The sequence below is a fragment of the Paraburkholderia sp. BR10872 genome (assembly GCF_040965835.1).
GTDB classification, from domain to species: domain Bacteria; phylum Pseudomonadota; class Gammaproteobacteria; order Burkholderiales; family Burkholderiaceae; genus Paraburkholderia; species Paraburkholderia nodosa_A.
Map to the genome: position 1 here is coordinate 118,266 of NZ_JBFRCN010000001.1, position 16,637 is coordinate 134,902.

Below are 16,637 nucleotides of genomic sequence, written 5' to 3' on the forward strand. Positions count from 1 at the left end.
TGCCGGCTTCGATAGCGGCACGCCTGGCCGTGTCATTCAACGCCCCGAAGGTTGTTATCGGCCGATAAGATCATGAATCTCGTGATCGAGCGCAGCCATTGCGAATCGCGGGGCAACTGCGCAATTGTTGACTTCCACCTGCCATTCCACCGGGTTCACGAGCCAGAAGAACAGCCCGTAGACGATGTGCCGCCGATACGCCTCGAGCGCGGTTTCAAATGACGGCGGCTCCTTCACCCCGTAAAACGCAAGCCGCTCGAGATAGTGCTCCAGCAACGCACGTTCCCATCGCGGTCGATCCGCAATGTCCAATGCTGAGATCAGGAAATACGTGACATCATGCGCCCACGGTCCGCGTCGATACGACTGCCAGTCGAGAAAACCGGGCGTGCCGTCGCGGTCGAAATAGAGATTTCCGAGGTGAACGTCGCCGTGGAGAAGCGTCATCGGCCCGATTCGGTCGAAAGCGCGCAGATCGAGCAACGCGCGCTCCATCCAGTCCCGATCGTGAAACCGCTTTGGCACGGCAGCCCCGCGCGGCAACTGCGTATAGCTTGCGAAAACATCGGGTTTCAACTGGCCCCAGTGATACGTGCCTGACTCGCCGTCGGGGAGCGGGTCCTGCGGCGCCAGCCAGGCCAGTTCACCACCACTATCGAGTTCCGGCGATTGCCAGAACTGGGCGTGCCAACGTGCCTGCGCGTCCAGATTCGCCGCGGCCTGCGCAAATGTGAGCGGCTTTTGCACGCGGCAGAATTCAACGTTCCGCGAGCTTAGATCTTCGAGGATCACGATAGACTGCCCGCTTCGAGCGTCCGTCTCTGCGTAAAAGCAGGCCGGTACGTTCGCGTGCATGTGAGGATGGACTTCCTTGAAGAACCTCGCCTCGTATTCGTATATGTAGGCGTTCAGATTCCGATATTCTGGAACGAAACCGCCCTTCACGATCAACGACTCCGGCAGGCCTAGCTCGCGCCCCCTTGCGTTGTAGCCAGGATGCACCCTGACTTTGGTAGCGGTTCCGTACATCACATCGCTCACTGCGAGTGATTCGACCGTCACGCCCTCATGACCGCGCGCGAGCGCCGACGTCAGCCACGACGTCGTGATTTCCTCGACGTGTAAGGGGAGCCTTTCGGGAGCCGGGTTCGATATGTTCGCAACAAGCATGTTGACGCGCTCCTGAGCAGTGCATGTGAGTTCGCGCATGTTGCGCGGCACCTCCAGACGCTCGCAACAGGGGAAATCCCGGCTGGCGTCATTGTTTTAAATATAGAACACCGTACACGTTTGCGTACATACTTTCACTCCGGTACCGGCCTGGCAATCGCCTCGCCGCCCTGAAGTCTCGCCGTCTCGCGCGCTCAGATTTGATGAAAATTACTCACTCTAATTGTTCCATACGGTAACCATTGTGCGTCGTGGGTTGTCGCTAGAATGCAGAAAAATCGACAAACCTTCAGGAGACAACCCGATGACCACGACCGTGCTTGAACGGCTATTCGGCATCAGCGGAAAAGTCGCTGTCGTGACCGACAAGGGACGCAATTCCAGTATCGATATTGCCCCTGTGCTGGCCGAAGCCGGCGCGAAGGTCGTGATCGCGGATCACAGCGCGGCACACATGCAGCCTGTCGTCGACAGAATCCTTTTGGCAGGCGGGGATGCTGTCGCGATCGAGACGGACGTGGAGCGCGAAGCCTCCGTGATCGCGTTGTTCGAACAGGCGAAGGCCACTTGGGGCAGCCCCGACATCGTGGTCAATTGCGCCGCGATGACCAATAACGGACCGCTCACGGATTTCACCGAAGCGGCCTGGGACGAAGTCATGTCGATCGACCTGAAGTCCGTTTTCTTTTGCATGCGAGAAGCGATCAAGCACATGCTCGCCGCGGGCCGGGGTGGCCGCATCGTGAACGTGACCACTATGGGAGCGATGCATGCCGTCCTCAACGGCAATGGCGCTTACGGCGCCGCGCGAGCCGGCGTAACGGGCTTGGCTCGCTCCGCGGCGCTCGACTATGCCTCCGAGCAGATCCTCGTCAACTGCGTGCTTCCAGGCGCCGTGCCCGGCAAGGTTCAGTTTCATCCCGACATGCAGGCTCGCCTGAAGAAAGGAAAGCTCACGGGCCCCGGCACAGATGCAGAGCGACGCTTGCCGCTTGGATGGGGAGATCCCGCCGACATCGCGGCGGCGGTCTTGTACCTTGTGGGTCCATCGGGCCGCTATATGACGGGCCAGTCGATTACGCTCGACGGCGGATTTCTGATTAGCTGAAGGCCCGCCAGGAAGCACAACTCTGAGCGACTACTCACACGGAGCATTCCATGTTTAGCGAAAACCAGATCGGCGCGCGCCTCGCGCAGATTTTCAATCTCACGGGAAAGACTGCCGTCGTTACCGGCTCTGCGCAAGGTCTAGGCCGCGAAACAGCGCGACTGCTTGCTGAGGCGGGCGCCAACGTCGTGATCGCCGACCTGAACCCGGATGTCGCGTCCGCAACTGCGGCGGATATCGAGGCAAACGGTGGCATTGTATTGCCCTGCAAGGTGGACGTTGCGGACGAAGCTTCCGTCAAGGCGCTCTTTGCAGCCATCGATGCAAAATTCGGTGCCGTCGACATTCTCGTCAACAACGCTGCCCACCGTTCGAAGGCTGAGTTTTTTGAAATGTCTGTGGAGCAGTGGGACCAGATGCAGGACGTCACGCTACGTGGCACTTTCCTGTGTTGCCGCGAGGCGATTACGCGCATGAAGGAAAAGGGCGAAGGTGGCTCGATCGTCAACATCTCCTCCGTCGGTGCGCTTCGGCCGACGTTGTGGGGCGTCAACGCCCACTACGACGCCGCGAAGGCCGGCGTGGACAGCATTACGCGAACACTGGCCAGCGAATTTGCGGTCGATGGAATTCGCGTCAATTCGATCCTGCCTGGCGGTATGGCCAGCGAGGGCGGCAAAAACATCAGCACCACGTTCAGGATACGCGGGCCGATCGTGGGCGCTGGCCGCGTTCCTATGGGGCGGATGGCCGCTCCAATCGAAGTCGCCCAGAGTGTGTTCTTTCTCGCAAGCCCCGCAGCGAGCTACGTCACCGGCCAGATCATCGCTGTGGACGGCGGCTTCACGGTCAGCTAGGCAACAGCCGCAACGATGTGCGCGCAGCAGTAAAAACTTAGGATACCGAAATGCCGAGGATTACTTTCATCGAGCATGACGACACGGAGCATACCGTCGAGGCGAATGCCGGCCAGTCGTTGATGCAGGCAGCCATCGAAAACTCGGTGCCTGGCATCCTCGCCGATTGCGGGGGCTACTGCAATTGCGCGACATGTCACTGCTATGTCGACGACATGTGGGCCGCAAGGATTCCACCCGCGAAGCACGCCGAACTGGATATGCTGAGCGGCGCCATCGATGCGAATAGCAACAGCCGGCTCGGTTGCCAGATTCGGGTGACCAATGAACTCGACGGATTAGTCGTGCGGTTACCCGCTTCGCAAACCTGATCAAAGCAACCGGTGAACACTCGTTCGCGGAGAACTCACATGTCCCATATCGCTGTCCCTCTCGTACCGGTTCCCGATCATGTACCTCAAGAACTCGTCGTAGACTGGGATTTCAGCAAGCCTCCCGGCGGCGAAGCCGACATTGTCGGCGCGTGGAAGCGCCTTCACGATGGTCCGGACATTGTCTGGACGCCGTACAACGGCGGTCACTGGATCCTCACACGAGCGGCGGATATCGAATTTGCGCAGCGCAATCACGACCCGTTCTCGATGCACGAGATCACGCTTCCCGCCAGCACGACGATGCAGATCTTGCCTCTGTCGGCCGACCCTCCCGAGCACGCAGACTATCGTGCGCTGATCAACCGCTTCTTCGCGCCGAAGGTTATCCGTGACATGGAGGGCGAAATCCGGGAACTGGCGGTCTTGCTAATCGAAGGTTTCAAGAAGAAAGGCCGTTGCGAATTCATGTCCGATTTTGCAATGAAGTTCCCGATCACCATCTTCATGCGACTCGTGAATCTCCCGCTCACCGATCTGGACGACCTGCTTGCGTGGACCGAGGCAAGCGTTCGAGCGAATGACCCAGAGCGTCGTGAGTGGTCGCAGCGCATGCTGTTCGGCTACCTTGAGAATATCATTCGCGATCGCCAAAAGGAGCCGGGAGCGGATCTGATCAGTGCAATCGTGAATGGAACGGTATTCGGACGACCTCTCACTGAGCAGGAAATACGCGGCATGATGGTCAACGTCATCTTTGGCGGACTCGACACTGTCGCGTCGACCATGGGTTTTGCCGTGCTCTATCTCGCGCGCAACCCAGCACATCGTCGCCAACTGGCGGAGCACCCGGAACTGGTGGGCAACGCCGTCGAGGAACTGCTGCGCATGTTTGCACCATCCAGCACAGGCCGTGTGATGACTCGCGACTTCGAATATAAGGGTGTCCGCTTCAAGGCGGGAGACCGGGTGTACGTCCGCCCACTGTTGCATGGCATGGATGAACGCAAGTTCCAGTGCCCAATGCACGCCGATTTCGCGCGCGCGAATGCATCCCAACATGCAGCCTTTGGCAACGGCCCCCATCGCTGTGCAGGGGCGCTGCTGGCCCGAAACGAGATTCGCGTTTTCCTTGAGGAATGGTTCCGGCGCATTCCCGATTTCGAACTTGATCCCGCAGGGCAGATTGGCTTTGAAGGGGGAATGGTGAATTGTGTGACACGCGTGCCGCTCGTTTGGAACTCCGATGTCCACCGGCTCAGCGCATAACGTTCGGAGTAGCCATATGGCGCTACGCCGTCATGCCACCTCGGCCATCTCCAGCCTGTTCGCCAGCGCGTCGCGGATCAGCGCGACCGGCCGCACGAGACGCCCCGGCAGCGCCCCGTGCACGAGCCAGACATTCAGGCCCGAGCGGAAGTCGGTCGCGTCGATGATCTGCAACTGGTCGCGCAGCGGGCTGCGCGCGAGCGCCTGCGGCGCGGCGAGCCCGACGCCCATGCCGCGCGCGACCAGCGAAAGCTGCAGTTCCGAACCGAAGGCCTCGACCGCGACGTTGAACGGCAGACCCGCCATGCCCATGGCCCGGCTCAGCGCCGAGCGCATCCCGCAGCCGTCCTGATTCAGTACCCACGGATGGTGCGCGAGCGCCGCGAGCGTGGTGGGCTCGTCGGGCAAACCAAACGAGCGCGCCGCGACGACGAGGGTCGGCGTGTAGCCGAGCTGGGTCGCGACCACGCCCTCCGGCGGCATCACCGCGGCGGGCAGCAGAATCACGGCCGCATCGAGCCGTGCGCGCTCGACCTCGTCGAGCAGGCCTGGCGACCAGCCCGCCCTCACGCGCAGCGTCAGCTTGGGAAACTCGCCGCGCAATTGATCGACGGGCTGTTCGAGCGCCAGTTCCGAGAGAAACGGCGGCACACCGAGCTTGAGCTCGCCGACGGGCTCGCTCTCCGGCGAGGCGACCGACATCAGGTCGTCGACCGCACGCAGGACCGAGCGCGCGAGGCCGTATACCTCGTTACCCGCGGCCGTGGGTTTGAGGGGCTTGCTCTGGCGATCCAGAAGCTCGATGCCGAGCGTCGTCTCAAGGTTTTGCACGCGGCGCGTGAGGCCCGGCTGCGTCAGGAACAGCCGCTCCGACGCCCGCACGAGCGAGCCGCTTTCGACCACCGCCACGAAGGCTTCCAGATCTCGAGTGTTCACAACGACTCCGCATAAAGATTATCGCGATAATTCAATTGTCGCATAACGTAACGCTCCCTACGATAGCTGGACCTGCCACGTTGCGGAGCCAATCGATGGAGCACCCTGCTGAAACCTGTACGCGTCCGATGGCGCGCGAGGCCGCCCCCACGAGCCACGCCAATCAGGCGACGCACACCACCCTCACACTACCGATGACGCTGTTCTTCGCCGCCGCAGTCGGCGTGATCGTCGTCAATCTGTCTGCGGCCCAGCCACTCGCCGGGCTCGTGAGCCATTCGCTGCGTTTGCGCCCGGAATTCGTCGGCGCGGTCGCCATGCTGCCGCAGCTCGGCTACGCCGCCGGTCTGCTGCTGCTCGTTCCGCTCTGCGATCTGCTGGAAAACCGGCGCCTGATTTTCCGCACGCTGCTTGCGTGCTCGGTCTTTCTGGCCCTCGCGGCACTGGCGCGCTCGGGCCCGCTCTTTCTCGCCGCGGCATTCCTCGCGGGCGCGACCTCCAGCGTGATCCAGATGCTCGTGCCGATGGCCGCCTCGATGGCGCCTGAAAGCCAGCGCGGGCGGGCCGTCGGCAACGTGATGAGCGGCCTGATGCTGGGCATCCTGCTCTCACGGCCGCTCGCGAGCCTGATTGCGGGAACGCTGGGCTGGCGTGCGTTCTACGGCATCGAAGCGGTGGCGGATGCCCTGCTCGCCGTGGTCCTCTTTCTGCGCACGCCGCGCCGCATGCCGAGCGTGACGGCGCGCTACGCCGATCTGCTTTATTCGCTCTGGACGTTGCTGCGCACCGAGCGGGTTCTGCGGCGCAGCGCCTTCCTCGCGGCACTTGCACTAGGTGCCTTCTCGGCGTTCTGGACCGCCGTCGCGCTGCTGCTGTCGCAGCCGCCGTTTTCGCTCGGCATGAACGGCATTGCGGCGTTCGCGCTAGCGGGCGCGAGCGGCGCGATCGTCACGCCGCTCGCGGGCCGGCTGGGCGATCACGGCGTGGGGCGCGCGGTTCAATACGCCGCGCACGCGACGATGCTCGGCGCAGTCCTGCTGTTAGGCGTGGCGGGCGCGGGCTGGGGCGGTTTTGCACCCGCCGCGCATCCCGCGCTGGCGCTCGGCCTGCTCGTCGTGGGCGCGGCTGCGCTCGATGCCGGCGTCATCGCCGACCAGACGCTCGGGCGGCGCGCGATCAACCTGCTCAATCCCGCCGCGCGCGGCCGGCTCAATGCGATTTTCGTGGGGATGTTCTTCATCGGCGGCGCCGCGGGCGCGCTCATGGCCGGCGCGGCGTGGGCCACGGCGCGCTGGAGCGGCGTGTGCCTCGTTGCCCTCGGCTTCACGGTTGCGGTCATCGCGCTGGGCTTCGTTTATCGCGCGTCGCCGGCTTCTGCCCGCTAGCGGCCTGCCTGGTAGGTGGTCCAACGAAAAAGCCGCGGCTGATCCGGCCGCGGCTTTCCTGTGCCTGTGTCAAACCGTCATGCGCGCAGCGATACGCTCACGTCTGCTGATCCGACCCATCCGCGGGTTGCGCGGTGTTGTCGTCGGCGGGCTTTTCGTCTTCCTTCTTCTCGACTAGCTGCTCGACTTCCTTGGCGCCCTCGAAACCGGCAACCGCGGCGGCGGCCTTGGTCAGAAAGCCTGCGTTCGGATCGAGCTTCTCGGCGCCTTCCACAGCGGCAACCGCACCGGCAATTTCACCCACCTTGTCCAGAATGCCCATTTCATCCCTCCAGTTGAAACCCGCTCCGGGCTGACGAGGCGATGTCTCGCCTCCCGTGCGCCGCACCTTCCATCCAGCGAGCGCGCCGCTTCATTGTGTGCCTGCTCGATGGCCGTATCAATCACTAACTCATTAATCTGACAATAATTAACGATGTGATACACGAACATATATTGCGATGCGTCAATTGTTTGACTATAGTGAGGTTGTCTCCTCCATGTCTCCATTGGCATGGTTCAAGCCCGCATTCGCTGCGGGCTTTTCTTTTCCCGCCCCGCATTCTCGTGACACGCCGGATCACCTCTGGCCTGCTGGCCGCGGCCAGGCTCGCGCCTTCCGCTGGCATAATCGTCCCTTCGCCGTTTTCCAGCCCTCTTTGATCTCGCCGCTGCAATGAATCTGCATACCTGGTGGCTGTTCCTCGTCACCGTCTTCGTCGTCTGCGCCATCCCCGGTCCCAACATGTTGCTCATCATGTCGCATGGCGCGCAGTACGGACTGCGCCGCACGAGCGCGACCATGGCCGGCTGCCTTTCCGCACTGGTTCTGATGCTCGCCGTTTCGGCGGCCGGGCTCGGCGTGTTCCTGCAAGCGTGGCCGACCATGTTCAACGCGCTGCGCTTCATAGGCGCCGCGTACCTCGTCTACCTGGGCGTCAAGGCGTGGGGCGCACCCGTGCCCGAGGCCGCCGCCGATGTTGCAGAACGTGTGGCCGCGCGCCCCGTGCGCTCGCCGCTCGCGCTCTATCGCAACGGCTTTCTCGTCGGCGGCAGCAACCCGAAGGCGATCCTCTTCGCGGCGGCGCTCCTGCCGCAGTTCATCGACGCGACCCGGCCGGTGCTGCCGCAGTTCGGCGTGCTCGTTGCAACCTTCGCCGTGTGCGAAGTGAGCTGGTATCTCGTCTACGCGGGTTTCGGCACGCGCATCGGCGCGACGCTCAAGAGCCGCCGTGTGGCAAAGGCGTTCAACCGCGTGACGGGCGGGGTGTTCGTCGGGTTTGGCGCGATGATGGCATTGATTCGGCAGTAGGGCTCGCGGGGCGGCGCGATGGTCTTGGCGCGCTTTCCCGAATGCAGGCACCAGGTCGACCGGCCAGTAGTCGCTGGTCCGACCTGTGGAGATGAGTAACGCTTCCACTCACGCGCAAATTAATCTGGACTACTACGGATATGTGACTACCTGCTGCAGACCGAAGAGATTCGCACCGCACGTCGGCGAGGCCAGGGTTTTCCCACGTTATGCGAGTCTCGCATAGGGACATGCCACCTCCGCATCGTCCTTTTTTTGACCGCTTCTACCATCCGGTCTGACTCCGGTGTGACGCGTGGTCCATCCCGCTACCAATCGAATTCGGAGTCGTGGGATCGCCCGCTTTGTTCAGTTGAACCGCAACGTCGAAGTCGACGATGGCAAGAGCGGATTTGTCGCGTCGCTCGATCTCAATCCTGAGAAGGCCCGTTTGCTGACCCAACTGCTGATCGCCAATGGGATCACGTCGCCCGACCAGGTACAGGCAGCGTTTTCTGCAACTTACTGATCGCAACCGATGAGGATTGCGTCTGCATTGGGTCAGTGCGGGCGCAATTCGCGTCGACACCATCGCGGACCTTCGCCAGGTCAGACGCAGTCCTCGACGCGACCTGGTGCAACGGTACCGGCGTAAGATCGGAACTTCCCGAAAACGCCATTTCACGTCCCAGAAGGCGGGCCATACGTATGGAAATCAAGTGGGTCGAGGACTTCATCGCCCTTGCTCAATACCAGAGCTTTTCACGCGCAGCGGAGTTCCGCAATGTGACCCAGTCCGGGTTCAGCCGGCGCATTCAATCGCTGGAGCAATGGGTCGGGGCGGAACTGATCGATCGCAGCAGCTTCCCTCCCGTGCTGACGCCCGCAGGTCAACTCTTCCGCGAAGTCGCTGAAGATATCCTGAACAAACTCTTCGATACACGCGCCATCATCCGGACTGAAAAACGGATCGGCGGCAAGAGCCTCCAGATTGCCGCCGGCCACACCATCGCGCTGAATTTTCTGCCTGCGTGGCTCAAGGCGCTTTCCGCCCACTTCGGGGACGTGCGCGCGCGCGTGGTACCGGCCAATGTGCACGACTCGATCCTGTCGCTCGTGAATGGCAACTGCGAACTGATGTTCGCCTACCACCACCCTGAACTGCCCTTGCATCTCGATCCCGCGAGGTATCAGCATCTCACTGTGGGTATCGACACGCTCATGCCTGCCAGCAGGCCAAACCTGCGTTCCGCGCCGACGTATCGACTGCCCGGAACAGCAAAACAGCCATTGCCTCACATTTCATACACGGAAACGAGTTATTTCGGCCGCTGCCTTGCGGTGCTGCTCGCTCGAGCGCCCTCTGCGCCTTCCTTGTTGCTTCACTATGAATCGGACATGGCCGAGGTGCTCAAAAAAATGGTCATGGAAGGCGAAGGGATGGCATGGCTGCCAAAGAGCGCGATAGCCGCGGAACTGGAGGCGGGTGAACTGGTCCCCGCAGGCCCGACGCACTGGAATCTGGATATCGAGTTGCGCGTCTACCGCGACGCTTCGAATCGCAGCGAGTTTCTCGATACGCTCTGGCAGCATCTTCGGGCGGTTTTACAGACCGGCGTCTAGGGTTTTCCCGCGTTATGCAAAATTCGCATACGCACATGCAACAACGGCATCATCGCTTCCTTTGGCACCCCTAATATGCCTCCCAACGCTTGACCGAGGTCGCAGTCGATCTCGCTCCAGGCGTCTCTCAACGTACACCGGTCATGTCTCGACCACCTTGTGTCACTCAAGGACAGACGGAAATGAAAAATCGCCTCACCGTTTATATTGCCGTTGGCATGATACTGGGCGTCATTGCGGGCTACGCGTGCCACGCCAGCACATCTGACCCGGCGACACTCAAAGCCATTGCAGGATACTTCTCGATCATCACGGACATCTTCCTGCGTCTCATCAAGATGATCATCGCGCCACTGGTGTTCGTCACGCTGGTGTCGGGCCTCGCCGGCATGGACAGCGGCCAGGACGTCGGCCGCATCGGTTTGCGTTCGGTGGGTTGGTTCGTTTGCGCATCGCTGATTTCGCTTACGGTAGGCCTCGTCTTCGCCAATCTCCTGCAGCCGGGGGCCGGCCTGCACATGGTGGCGGGTACAGGTGAAGTCGATACCGGCCTGAATACCTCGGCGCTGAACTTCAGGGACGTCCTGACCCACGCCTTTCCGACCAGCCTGCTCGACGCCATGGCGCGTAACGATATCCTGCAGATCCTGGTCTTCTCTGTCTTCCTCGGCCTGGGTCTGAGCGCAACAAAGCGGGACGCGCGCGTCAAGGTCGTGATCGAGATCATTGAAGGCATGGTGCCCGTCATGCTGCGCGTGACGAAACACGTCATGCGTGCGGCGCCGTTCGGCGTGTTCGGTGCGATCGCTTCGGCGGTGACGCTGCGCGGCCTCGACGTCATCTACACGTATGGCAAGCTGATTGGCTCCTTCTATCTGGGGCTGGTCGTGCTGTGGGCGATCCTGGTTTTCGTCGGCTATCTGTTCCTCGGCCGTCGTGTCGGCGCGTTGCTCAAGGCAGTGCGTGAACCCGCGATGATCGCGTTTGCGACGGCGAGCAGCGAGGCGGCCTATCCGCGGCTGACCGAGCAGCTGGAGCGCTTTGGCGTCGACAAGAAAGTCGTCGGCTTCACGCTGCCGTTGGGCTATGCGTTCAATCTGGACGGCTCGATGATGTATCAGGCGTTTGCGGCCATCTTTATCGCCCAGGCGTTCGGGGTCGACATGCCGATCTCGCAGCAATTCTTCATGCTGCTCGTACTGATGCTCAGCAGCAAGGGCATGGCCAGCGTTCCGCGGGGCTCGGTGGTGGTGGTTGCGGCAGTGGCGCCGATGTTCCATTTGCCGGTCGAAGGGGTCGCCATGGTGCTTGCGATCGACCAGATCCTCGACATGGGCCGCACGATGACCAATGTGATCGGCAACAGCGTGGCGACCGCCGTGATCGCGAAATGGGAAGGTGCGCGCGAGAGCAAGGCTTCCGACTTCGTTGAGGATGGCGAACAGATTTTCGGTCCGGCGCAAGGTGGAGCGAAATGACTTCCGATGTCGCCGGCCACAAGCACAAGTTCGGTATTGTCGGCGGCCTGGGGCCGCTGGCAAGCGCAGATGTCTTCTTCAAACTGGTGAAGGCGACGCCCGCATCGACTGATGCCGAGCACTTCGATGCAATCTTTCAGCAGTCGCCTTTTCCCAACTCGGGCTCCGGAAGCACCGCGACGACGGAACGCAAGCTCTATATCTTCGAGATGATCCGGGACTTCGAGAAGCGCGGCGTAACAACGGTCGTGCTGCCGTGCTTTCTCAGTCACACCTTCATCGACGAACTGCGCGCGAACACGCGCTTGCAGATCGTGGACATGATCGACGCGGTTCGCAGCCATGTTCGGCGCAAGTTCCCGGGCGCAAGCCGTATCGGCATACTCGCCTCCGACTACACGCGGGAAAAGCGCTTGTTTGAACGGTACTTTGCGCCCCCCGAGTTCGAAGTCATCCACCCCCGATGCCACGAAGAATTCGATCCGGTCACGGAAGCGGTATATGGATCGGACGGCATCAAGAGTGGCAACCTGCGCGGGCGTCCGGTCGAACTGCTGCGCGAGGCTTGCCGCGATCTGATCGCGCAAGGCGCCCAGGTGATCGTGCCCGGCATGACGGAAATCGCCCTGGTCGCGGACGAAATCGGCCCGCTGGGCGTACCGCTCGTCGATGCCAACCTCGCGTATGCGCAGTACGTCGTCTCTGGCGGTTACGGTTCGCCGTCGCACGCCTTCAAGGTTGGGGTCGTGGGCGGCGTGGGCCCCGCGGCGACGGTCGATTTTCTGCAGAAGATTGTCCGCAATACACGCGCCACGCGCGACCAGGACCACATCAAGCTGCTGGTCGAACAAAACCCGCAGATTCCGGATCGCACCGATAATCTGATTGGTGACGGCGCGGACCCAACGGTCTCGCTGTACGCGACGTGCAAGCGGCTCGAAGACGGCGGCGCGGACATCATCGCGATTCCGTGCAACACCGCGCATGCATTCGTCGAGCGGATCCAGCCGTACCTCAACATTCCGATTGTGAACATGTTGACGGTCACGGTTGGCTGTCTGCGCACGACGTATCCGGCGCTTCGTGATGTCGGTGTGCTAGCGACATCGGGCACGATCGAGAGCGGGGTCTATCGAAAGGCGCTGGAATCGCAGGATCTTCGTCAGGTCGTGCCCTCCCCTGCGCTACAGGAGCGCGTGATGGAAGCCATCTACGGCAAACATGGCGTCAAGGCGGGATTGACGACGGGGCAGTGTCAGGAGGATATCGCCGCCGCGATGGAAGGACTGATTGCCGAAGGCGTTGAAGTCGTCGTCCTTGGGTGCACCGAACTCCCGCTCCTTTTGACCGGGAGTGAATTCGTGGGCAGCGGCGGCGCGCGCGTCAGGCTGGTTGATCCCACCGACGTTCTCGCGCGACGATGCATCGCGTACGCATTGTCGGCCGACGCGACCCTCGCTTGACCCGAATCCTCTCCAACGGAGCAAAGCAATGTCCAATCGTTCTGAACGCATCGAACACGATCTTCTCGGCGACCTCGCCGTGCCCAATGAAGTCTATTACGGAGTCCATACGCTTCGTGCGCTCGCCAATTTCCCGATTACCGGCATTCCAATCTCGACTTATCCGAATCTGGTCAACGCCCTGGCGTTTGTGAAAGAAGCCGCGGCGATTGCGAACTGCGAATTACGGCTGCTCCCCGAGCACAAGATGAAGGCCATCGTTCACGCGTGCCAGCAGATTCGTGAGGGGGTTGCGCACGACCAATTCGTCGTCGACGTGATTCAGGGCGGCGCCGGCACGTCGACCAACATGAACGCGAACGAGGTGATCGCCAATCTCGCGCTCGAACATCTTGGCCACGAACGAGGAGACTACGCGGTACTGCACCCAAACGAAGATGTGAATCTGGGGCAAAGCACCAACGACGTTTACCCGACTGCACTGAAAATCGCCACGTATATGGGCATCGCGCAACTGGTCGATGCGATGGGTGTCCTGCGCGCGTCGTTCGAACGGAAGGCAGTGGAGTTTCACGACGATCTGAAGATGGGGCGAACCCAGTTGCAGGACGCGGTCCCCATGACCCTGGGACAAGAGTTCAGCACCTTTGCGGTCATGCTCGAAGAAGATCAGGAACGTCTGCGGGAAGCGTCGAAACTGATTTGCGAAATCAACCTGGGCGCCACGGCGATCGGCACGGGCATCAATACGTCGCCCGACTATGCGCCGCTCGTCTGCCGCCATTTGGCCAGTGTCACCGGTATCCCTGTGACGACGTCGCCCAATCTCGTGGAGGCGACGCAGGACGTCGGCTCGTTCGTGCAACTGTCGGGCGTGCTCAAGCGCGTGGCGGTCAAGCTCTCGAAGACCTGCAATGACCTTCGCCTGCTTTCGAGCGGCCCGCGCGCAGGCCTTGGTGAAATCAACCTGCCGCCGGTTCAGGCGGGCTCCAGCATCATGCCGGGCAAGGTCAATCCGGTCATTCCGGAGGTCGTGAACCAGATCGCTTTCGAAGTCATCGGCAATGACGTGACGGTCAGCTTTGCTGCGGAGGCCGGTCAATTGCAGTTGAATGCGTTCGAGCCGGTCATTGCGCACAGCCTGTTCAAGAGCGTTGCGCACCTGCGTGCGGGATGTCTGACCCTGGCATCGAGGTGTGTCGACGGCATCACGGCCAATCGCGAGCGGCTTCGTTCGCTCGTTGAAAATTCCATCGGCATCGTGACTGCGCTGAATCCGTACATCGGCTATACGAATGCGACCCAGGTAGCCCAGGAAGCGCTCGTATCGGGAAGGAGCGTCGCCGATATTGTCATCGAGAGAGGCTTGCTCACGCGGGCGCAACTCGAAGACATTCTCAAGCCCACGATGCTGACGCAGCCGAGGCATCACCTGCCGCTTGCGTAGTTAGCGTACGCCGCCAGGCGAACACCGCCAGCGTATTCTAGTTGCGGCCTTGCGTACGGTAGAGTTCGTTGGCGCGCGTCAGATGGGCGCGCATCGCCGCCTCGGCGGCGTCGCCGTCACGGGCCGCGATCGCATCGACGATGCGTTGATGTTCGGTGAGCGTGAGTTCCTCGACGCCTGGCGCACGCACGAGCGGCTGGTAGTATTCGCCCGCCCAACGGAACAACGACTCCACGATCGAGGGAAAAATCGGGTTGCCGCTGATCTTCGCAATTTCGCGGTGGAACGCCATGTCCCTCTCGATGAATTCCGCGAGATTGACCATGGACGCGCGATGCTGCGCCACGCTCAACTGAAGCCGCGCAACATCTTCTTCCGTGGCGCGCTCGGCCGCCATGCGTGCGGTGCCGGTTTCGAGAAAAAGCCGCGCGTGCTTGAGGTGCTCGAGCATGTCCGGTTGGGTGCGCAGCAGATGCAGCGCGCCGCCAGCGATCTGGGCAATCAGGCGGTCTGCGGTCGGCACGACCACGCGGGCGCGCTCCCCATGCACGATCTCGACGATGCCGGAACGCTCCAGCGCCTGCAGTGCTTCGCGCACCGCCGGCCGCCCGACGCCGTATATCTCCATCAGCTCGCGCTCGGACGGTAACTGCGCGCCGGGCGCGATCTCGCCCGCACGAATGCGTTCCATGAGTCGATCGACGACTTCCTGATATAGCTTGCGACGTGGAATGATCTCGCCCATTGCAGTGGTACTGTAAACGTCTGGTGTAATGACAATACCACACCACGCCGCCGGCCACCACGTCACCGCTGGATCACTTCGCCTGCCCTTCGCGCACGGCGCCAAAGAAGTCGGCGTGGCCGATCTGTCCGCCCTTGAGCACGATTTCGAGGCCGTCGCGCGCAGCAGCGCTCGACCATGCTCTGCACAGCGGCGCACCGGGCGCCACGCCCGCCGTCACGCTGAGCGCGTCGATGCCCAGCGCGCCGGCGACCTCGCCCGAACTGTCACCGCCCGCAACGACCACGCGCGAGACGCCGGTGCGATCGAGCATGCGTCGCATCACCGCCGCGAGCGCGCGGCCTACTTCGCGGGCGGCGTCCTGGCGCGTGCGTCCGCAGCGCCGCGCGATCTCGTCGAAACCGCGCACGACCGGGTCGTCCGGGCCCTCCGCGCTGTGGACGACGGCGCTGCTTCCGCTGATGATGGCTTGCGTAGCGGCACCTGCGGCCCGTTCGATTTCAGCGGGTCCCGCTTGCCGATCGAGGGCACGCGCGAGGTCGAGCCGATCCACGTGAAAACCGTGCTGACGTGCCCAGCCAATCTGCGCCGCGGTGACCGGCGAACAACTGCCGCTCACCACGCCAATCGCATCGACCGGGCTCGCCGCGGGCAACGACGGCGCAGCGGGCAGCCAGCCTCGCGAGCGCCAGTACGCGGCAAGCGCGTACTGGAGGCCCGATGACGAAGCCGTGAACACCCCTTCGCCGCGCGCTTCCCAAACGAGCCGCCCAGCTTCTGCCAACGTTTCGTTGTCGAGCACATCGATCAGCACGACGGGGGTATCCTCCGCCGATAGCATGCCCACGCGTGAGGCACCGTCCCCGGCGCGCAACTGAAGCATGTCGATGAGTTCGATGCGGCGCGACGTCTGCCGCGCGAGATGGCGGCGTAGATCCGCTTCGTCCATCGGCGTCACGGGGTGGCGCGACATCGTCGGATGACGGTCGAGGCGATAGCCGACGCCATCGACGGCTGCGAAGAGGTTGCCGAACACTTGATAGCGTTTCAGGCGCGGAGCGCCGATCACCATCGGCGACCAGTTTCCCGGCATGTACTGCGTGCCGATGTCGACCGCGGCGCCAATCGAACCCACCTCGGGCGACGAATCGAACGTGGAGCACACCTTGTACTGCAGCACCGGCGCGCCGAGCGCGGCGAGGCTCGCGAACGCTTGCGGCAGCGCTTCGCGCATCCACGCGGCACTGCGCCCGCGCGACGATCCCGCGATACCCACGCAGCGCGCCTCGGGAAAGCGCGCGAGCGCCTCGGGCGTTGGCGTGTCGAGAAACAGGATGGTGGGGATGCCCGCGGCCGTCATGGCCTCCATCGCATCGGTCGACCCCGTGAAGTCGTCGCCGTAATAGGCGAGAAGCAGGCCCTCGGGCAGGGATGCGTTGTTTGTTTCAGCCATCC

Annotated in this window: 15 protein-coding genes and 1 pseudogene; 11 read left to right on the forward strand and 5 right to left on the reverse strand. The window is 62.4% G+C overall.

The features are described 5' to 3' along the window. Positions 1–54: 54 nt before the first annotated feature. A complete protein-coding gene (locus AB4Y43_RS00575) occupies positions 55–1,221 on the reverse strand; it encodes a phosphotransferase (protein WP_368726712.1) in 1,167 nt (388 codons plus the stop codon). 253 nt (positions 1,222–1,474) lie between these two features. Here AB4Y43_RS00575 and AB4Y43_RS00580 point away from each other — a divergent pair, with 253 nt between their 5' ends. The 4 genes from AB4Y43_RS00580 to AB4Y43_RS00595 are packed head-to-tail and all read left to right on the forward strand — an operon-like array spanning position 1,475 to position 4,775. Continuing rightward, on the forward strand, positions 1,475–2,278 hold the full coding sequence (locus tag AB4Y43_RS00580) for an SDR family NAD(P)-dependent oxidoreductase (RefSeq protein ID WP_368617171.1): 804 nt from the start codon (positions 1,475–1,477) through the stop codon (positions 2,276–2,278). Positions 2,279–2,328: 50 nt separating this feature from the next. Then, positions 2,329–3,135 carry an SDR family NAD(P)-dependent oxidoreductase gene (locus AB4Y43_RS00585; RefSeq protein WP_342947329.1) on the forward strand — a complete coding sequence of 269 codons (807 nt, stop codon included), beginning with the start codon at positions 2,329–2,331 and terminating at the stop codon, positions 3,133–3,135. Positions 3,136–3,185: 50 nt separating this feature from the next. Next, entirely contained in the window at positions 3,186–3,506 is a 321-nt protein-coding gene (locus tag AB4Y43_RS00590) for a 2Fe-2S iron-sulfur cluster-binding protein (protein WP_069266483.1), read from the forward strand. A gap of 39 nt (positions 3,507–3,545) precedes the next feature. Continuing rightward, entirely contained in the window at positions 3,546–4,775 is a 1,230-nt protein-coding gene (locus tag AB4Y43_RS00595) for a cytochrome P450 (protein ID WP_368602247.1), read from the forward strand. A 30-nt stretch (positions 4,776–4,805) separates the two neighbouring features. Here the strand turns inward: AB4Y43_RS00595 and AB4Y43_RS00600 are convergent, their stop codons facing one another. Next, a complete protein-coding gene (locus AB4Y43_RS00600; RefSeq protein ID WP_069266481.1) occupies positions 4,806–5,711 on the reverse strand; it encodes a LysR family transcriptional regulator in 906 nt (301 codons plus the stop codon). A 128-nt stretch (positions 5,712–5,839) separates the two neighbouring features. Between AB4Y43_RS00600 and AB4Y43_RS00605 the strand changes: the two genes are divergently transcribed. Then, positions 5,840–7,096, forward strand: coding sequence for an MFS transporter (locus AB4Y43_RS00605; protein WP_368602344.1), 1,257 nt, complete (start codon positions 5,840–5,842; stop codon positions 7,094–7,096). 97 nt (positions 7,097–7,193) lie between these two features. Here AB4Y43_RS00605 and AB4Y43_RS00610 read toward each other — a convergent pair whose 3' ends face one another. Next, positions 7,194–7,418 (reverse strand): hypothetical protein, encoded by a 225-nt coding sequence (locus tag AB4Y43_RS00610; protein WP_028205419.1) that lies wholly within the window; start codon positions 7,416–7,418, stop codon positions 7,194–7,196. 393 nt (positions 7,419–7,811) lie between these two features. Here AB4Y43_RS00610 and AB4Y43_RS00615 point away from each other — a divergent pair, with 393 nt between their 5' ends. The 6 genes and pseudogenes from AB4Y43_RS00615 (at position 7,812) to aspA (ending at position 14,437) form a co-directional block, all read left to right on the forward strand. Continuing rightward, entirely contained in the window at positions 7,812–8,447 is a 636-nt protein-coding gene (locus tag AB4Y43_RS00615; protein ID WP_069266479.1) for a LysE family translocator, read from the forward strand. A gap of 343 nt (positions 8,448–8,790) precedes the next feature. After that, positions 8,791–8,955: pseudogene (gene ansB, locus AB4Y43_RS00620) on the forward strand (L-asparaginase 2); the annotation flags it as partial. Positions 8,956–9,134: 179 nt separating this feature from the next. Next, the gene (locus AB4Y43_RS00625) at positions 9,135–10,049 is read left to right on the forward strand and encodes a LysR substrate-binding domain-containing protein (protein WP_368602245.1); all 915 of its coding nucleotides are present in this window, start codon (positions 9,135–9,137) and stop codon (positions 10,047–10,049) included. A gap of 182 nt (positions 10,050–10,231) precedes the next feature. Then, entirely contained in the window at positions 10,232–11,527 is a 1,296-nt protein-coding gene (locus tag AB4Y43_RS00630) for a dicarboxylate/amino acid:cation symporter (protein WP_368726913.1), read from the forward strand. Continuing rightward, positions 11,524–12,990: an aspartate/glutamate racemase family protein gene (locus AB4Y43_RS00635; RefSeq protein ID WP_368726713.1), complete on the forward strand. Its 1,467-nt coding sequence runs from the start codon at positions 11,524–11,526 to the stop codon at positions 12,988–12,990. The genes AB4Y43_RS00630 and AB4Y43_RS00635 overlap by 4 nt, the downstream gene beginning before the upstream one ends. Positions 12,991–13,018: 28 nt before the next feature. Then, positions 13,019–14,437 (forward strand): aspartate ammonia-lyase, encoded by a 1,419-nt coding sequence (gene aspA, locus AB4Y43_RS00640; protein WP_321931448.1) that lies wholly within the window; start codon positions 13,019–13,021, stop codon positions 14,435–14,437. 37 nt (positions 14,438–14,474) lie between these two features. Here aspA and AB4Y43_RS00645 read toward each other — a convergent pair whose 3' ends face one another. Beyond that, positions 14,475–15,182, reverse strand: a complete 708-nt coding sequence (locus AB4Y43_RS00645; RefSeq protein WP_069266474.1) for a transcriptional regulator NanR — start codon at positions 15,180–15,182, stop codon at positions 14,475–14,477. Positions 15,183–15,255: 73 nt separating this feature from the next. Next, the gene (gene oiaK / locus AB4Y43_RS00650; protein WP_368726714.1) at positions 15,256–16,635 is read right to left on the reverse strand and encodes a 3-oxo-isoapionate kinase OiaK; all 1,380 of its coding nucleotides are present in this window, start codon (positions 16,633–16,635) and stop codon (positions 15,256–15,258) included. Between the last annotated feature and the right edge of the window lie 2 nt (positions 16,636–16,637).

What these genes read in the sequence shown, in the direction of transcription:
- aspA (WP_321931448.1), top strand. Translation starts at nt 13,019, where the DNA reads ATGTCCAATCGTTCTGAACGCATCGAACACGATCTTCTCGGCGACCTC.
- AB4Y43_RS00580 (WP_368617171.1), top strand. Translation starts at nt 1,475, where the DNA reads ATGACCACGACCGTGCTTGAACGGCTATTCGGCATCAGCGGAAAAGTC.
- oiaK (WP_368726714.1), bottom strand. Translation starts at nt 16,635, where the DNA reads ATGGCTGAAACAAACAACGCATCCCTGCCCGAGGGCCTGCTTCTCGCC.
- AB4Y43_RS00595 (WP_368602247.1), top strand. Translation starts at nt 3,546, where the DNA reads ATGTCCCATATCGCTGTCCCTCTCGTACCGGTTCCCGATCATGTACCT.
- AB4Y43_RS00610 (WP_028205419.1), bottom strand. Translation starts at nt 7,418, where the DNA reads ATGGGCATTCTGGACAAGGTGGGTGAAATTGCCGGTGCGGTTGCCGCT.
- AB4Y43_RS00630 (WP_368726913.1), top strand. Translation starts at nt 10,232, where the DNA reads ATGAAAAATCGCCTCACCGTTTATATTGCCGTTGGCATGATACTGGGC.
- AB4Y43_RS00635 (WP_368726713.1), top strand. Translation starts at nt 11,524, where the DNA reads ATGACTTCCGATGTCGCCGGCCACAAGCACAAGTTCGGTATTGTCGGC.
- AB4Y43_RS00615 (WP_069266479.1), top strand. Translation starts at nt 7,812, where the DNA reads ATGAATCTGCATACCTGGTGGCTGTTCCTCGTCACCGTCTTCGTCGTC.
- AB4Y43_RS00585 (WP_342947329.1), top strand. Translation starts at nt 2,329, where the DNA reads ATGTTTAGCGAAAACCAGATCGGCGCGCGCCTCGCGCAGATTTTCAAT.
- AB4Y43_RS00625 (WP_368602245.1), top strand. Translation starts at nt 9,135, where the DNA reads ATGGAAATCAAGTGGGTCGAGGACTTCATCGCCCTTGCTCAATACCAG.
- AB4Y43_RS00645 (WP_069266474.1), bottom strand. Translation starts at nt 15,182, where the DNA reads ATGGGCGAGATCATTCCACGTCGCAAGCTATATCAGGAAGTCGTCGAT.
- AB4Y43_RS00590 (WP_069266483.1), top strand. Translation starts at nt 3,186, where the DNA reads ATGCCGAGGATTACTTTCATCGAGCATGACGACACGGAGCATACCGTC.
- AB4Y43_RS00605 (WP_368602344.1), top strand. Translation starts at nt 5,840, where the DNA reads ATGGCGCGCGAGGCCGCCCCCACGAGCCACGCCAATCAGGCGACGCAC.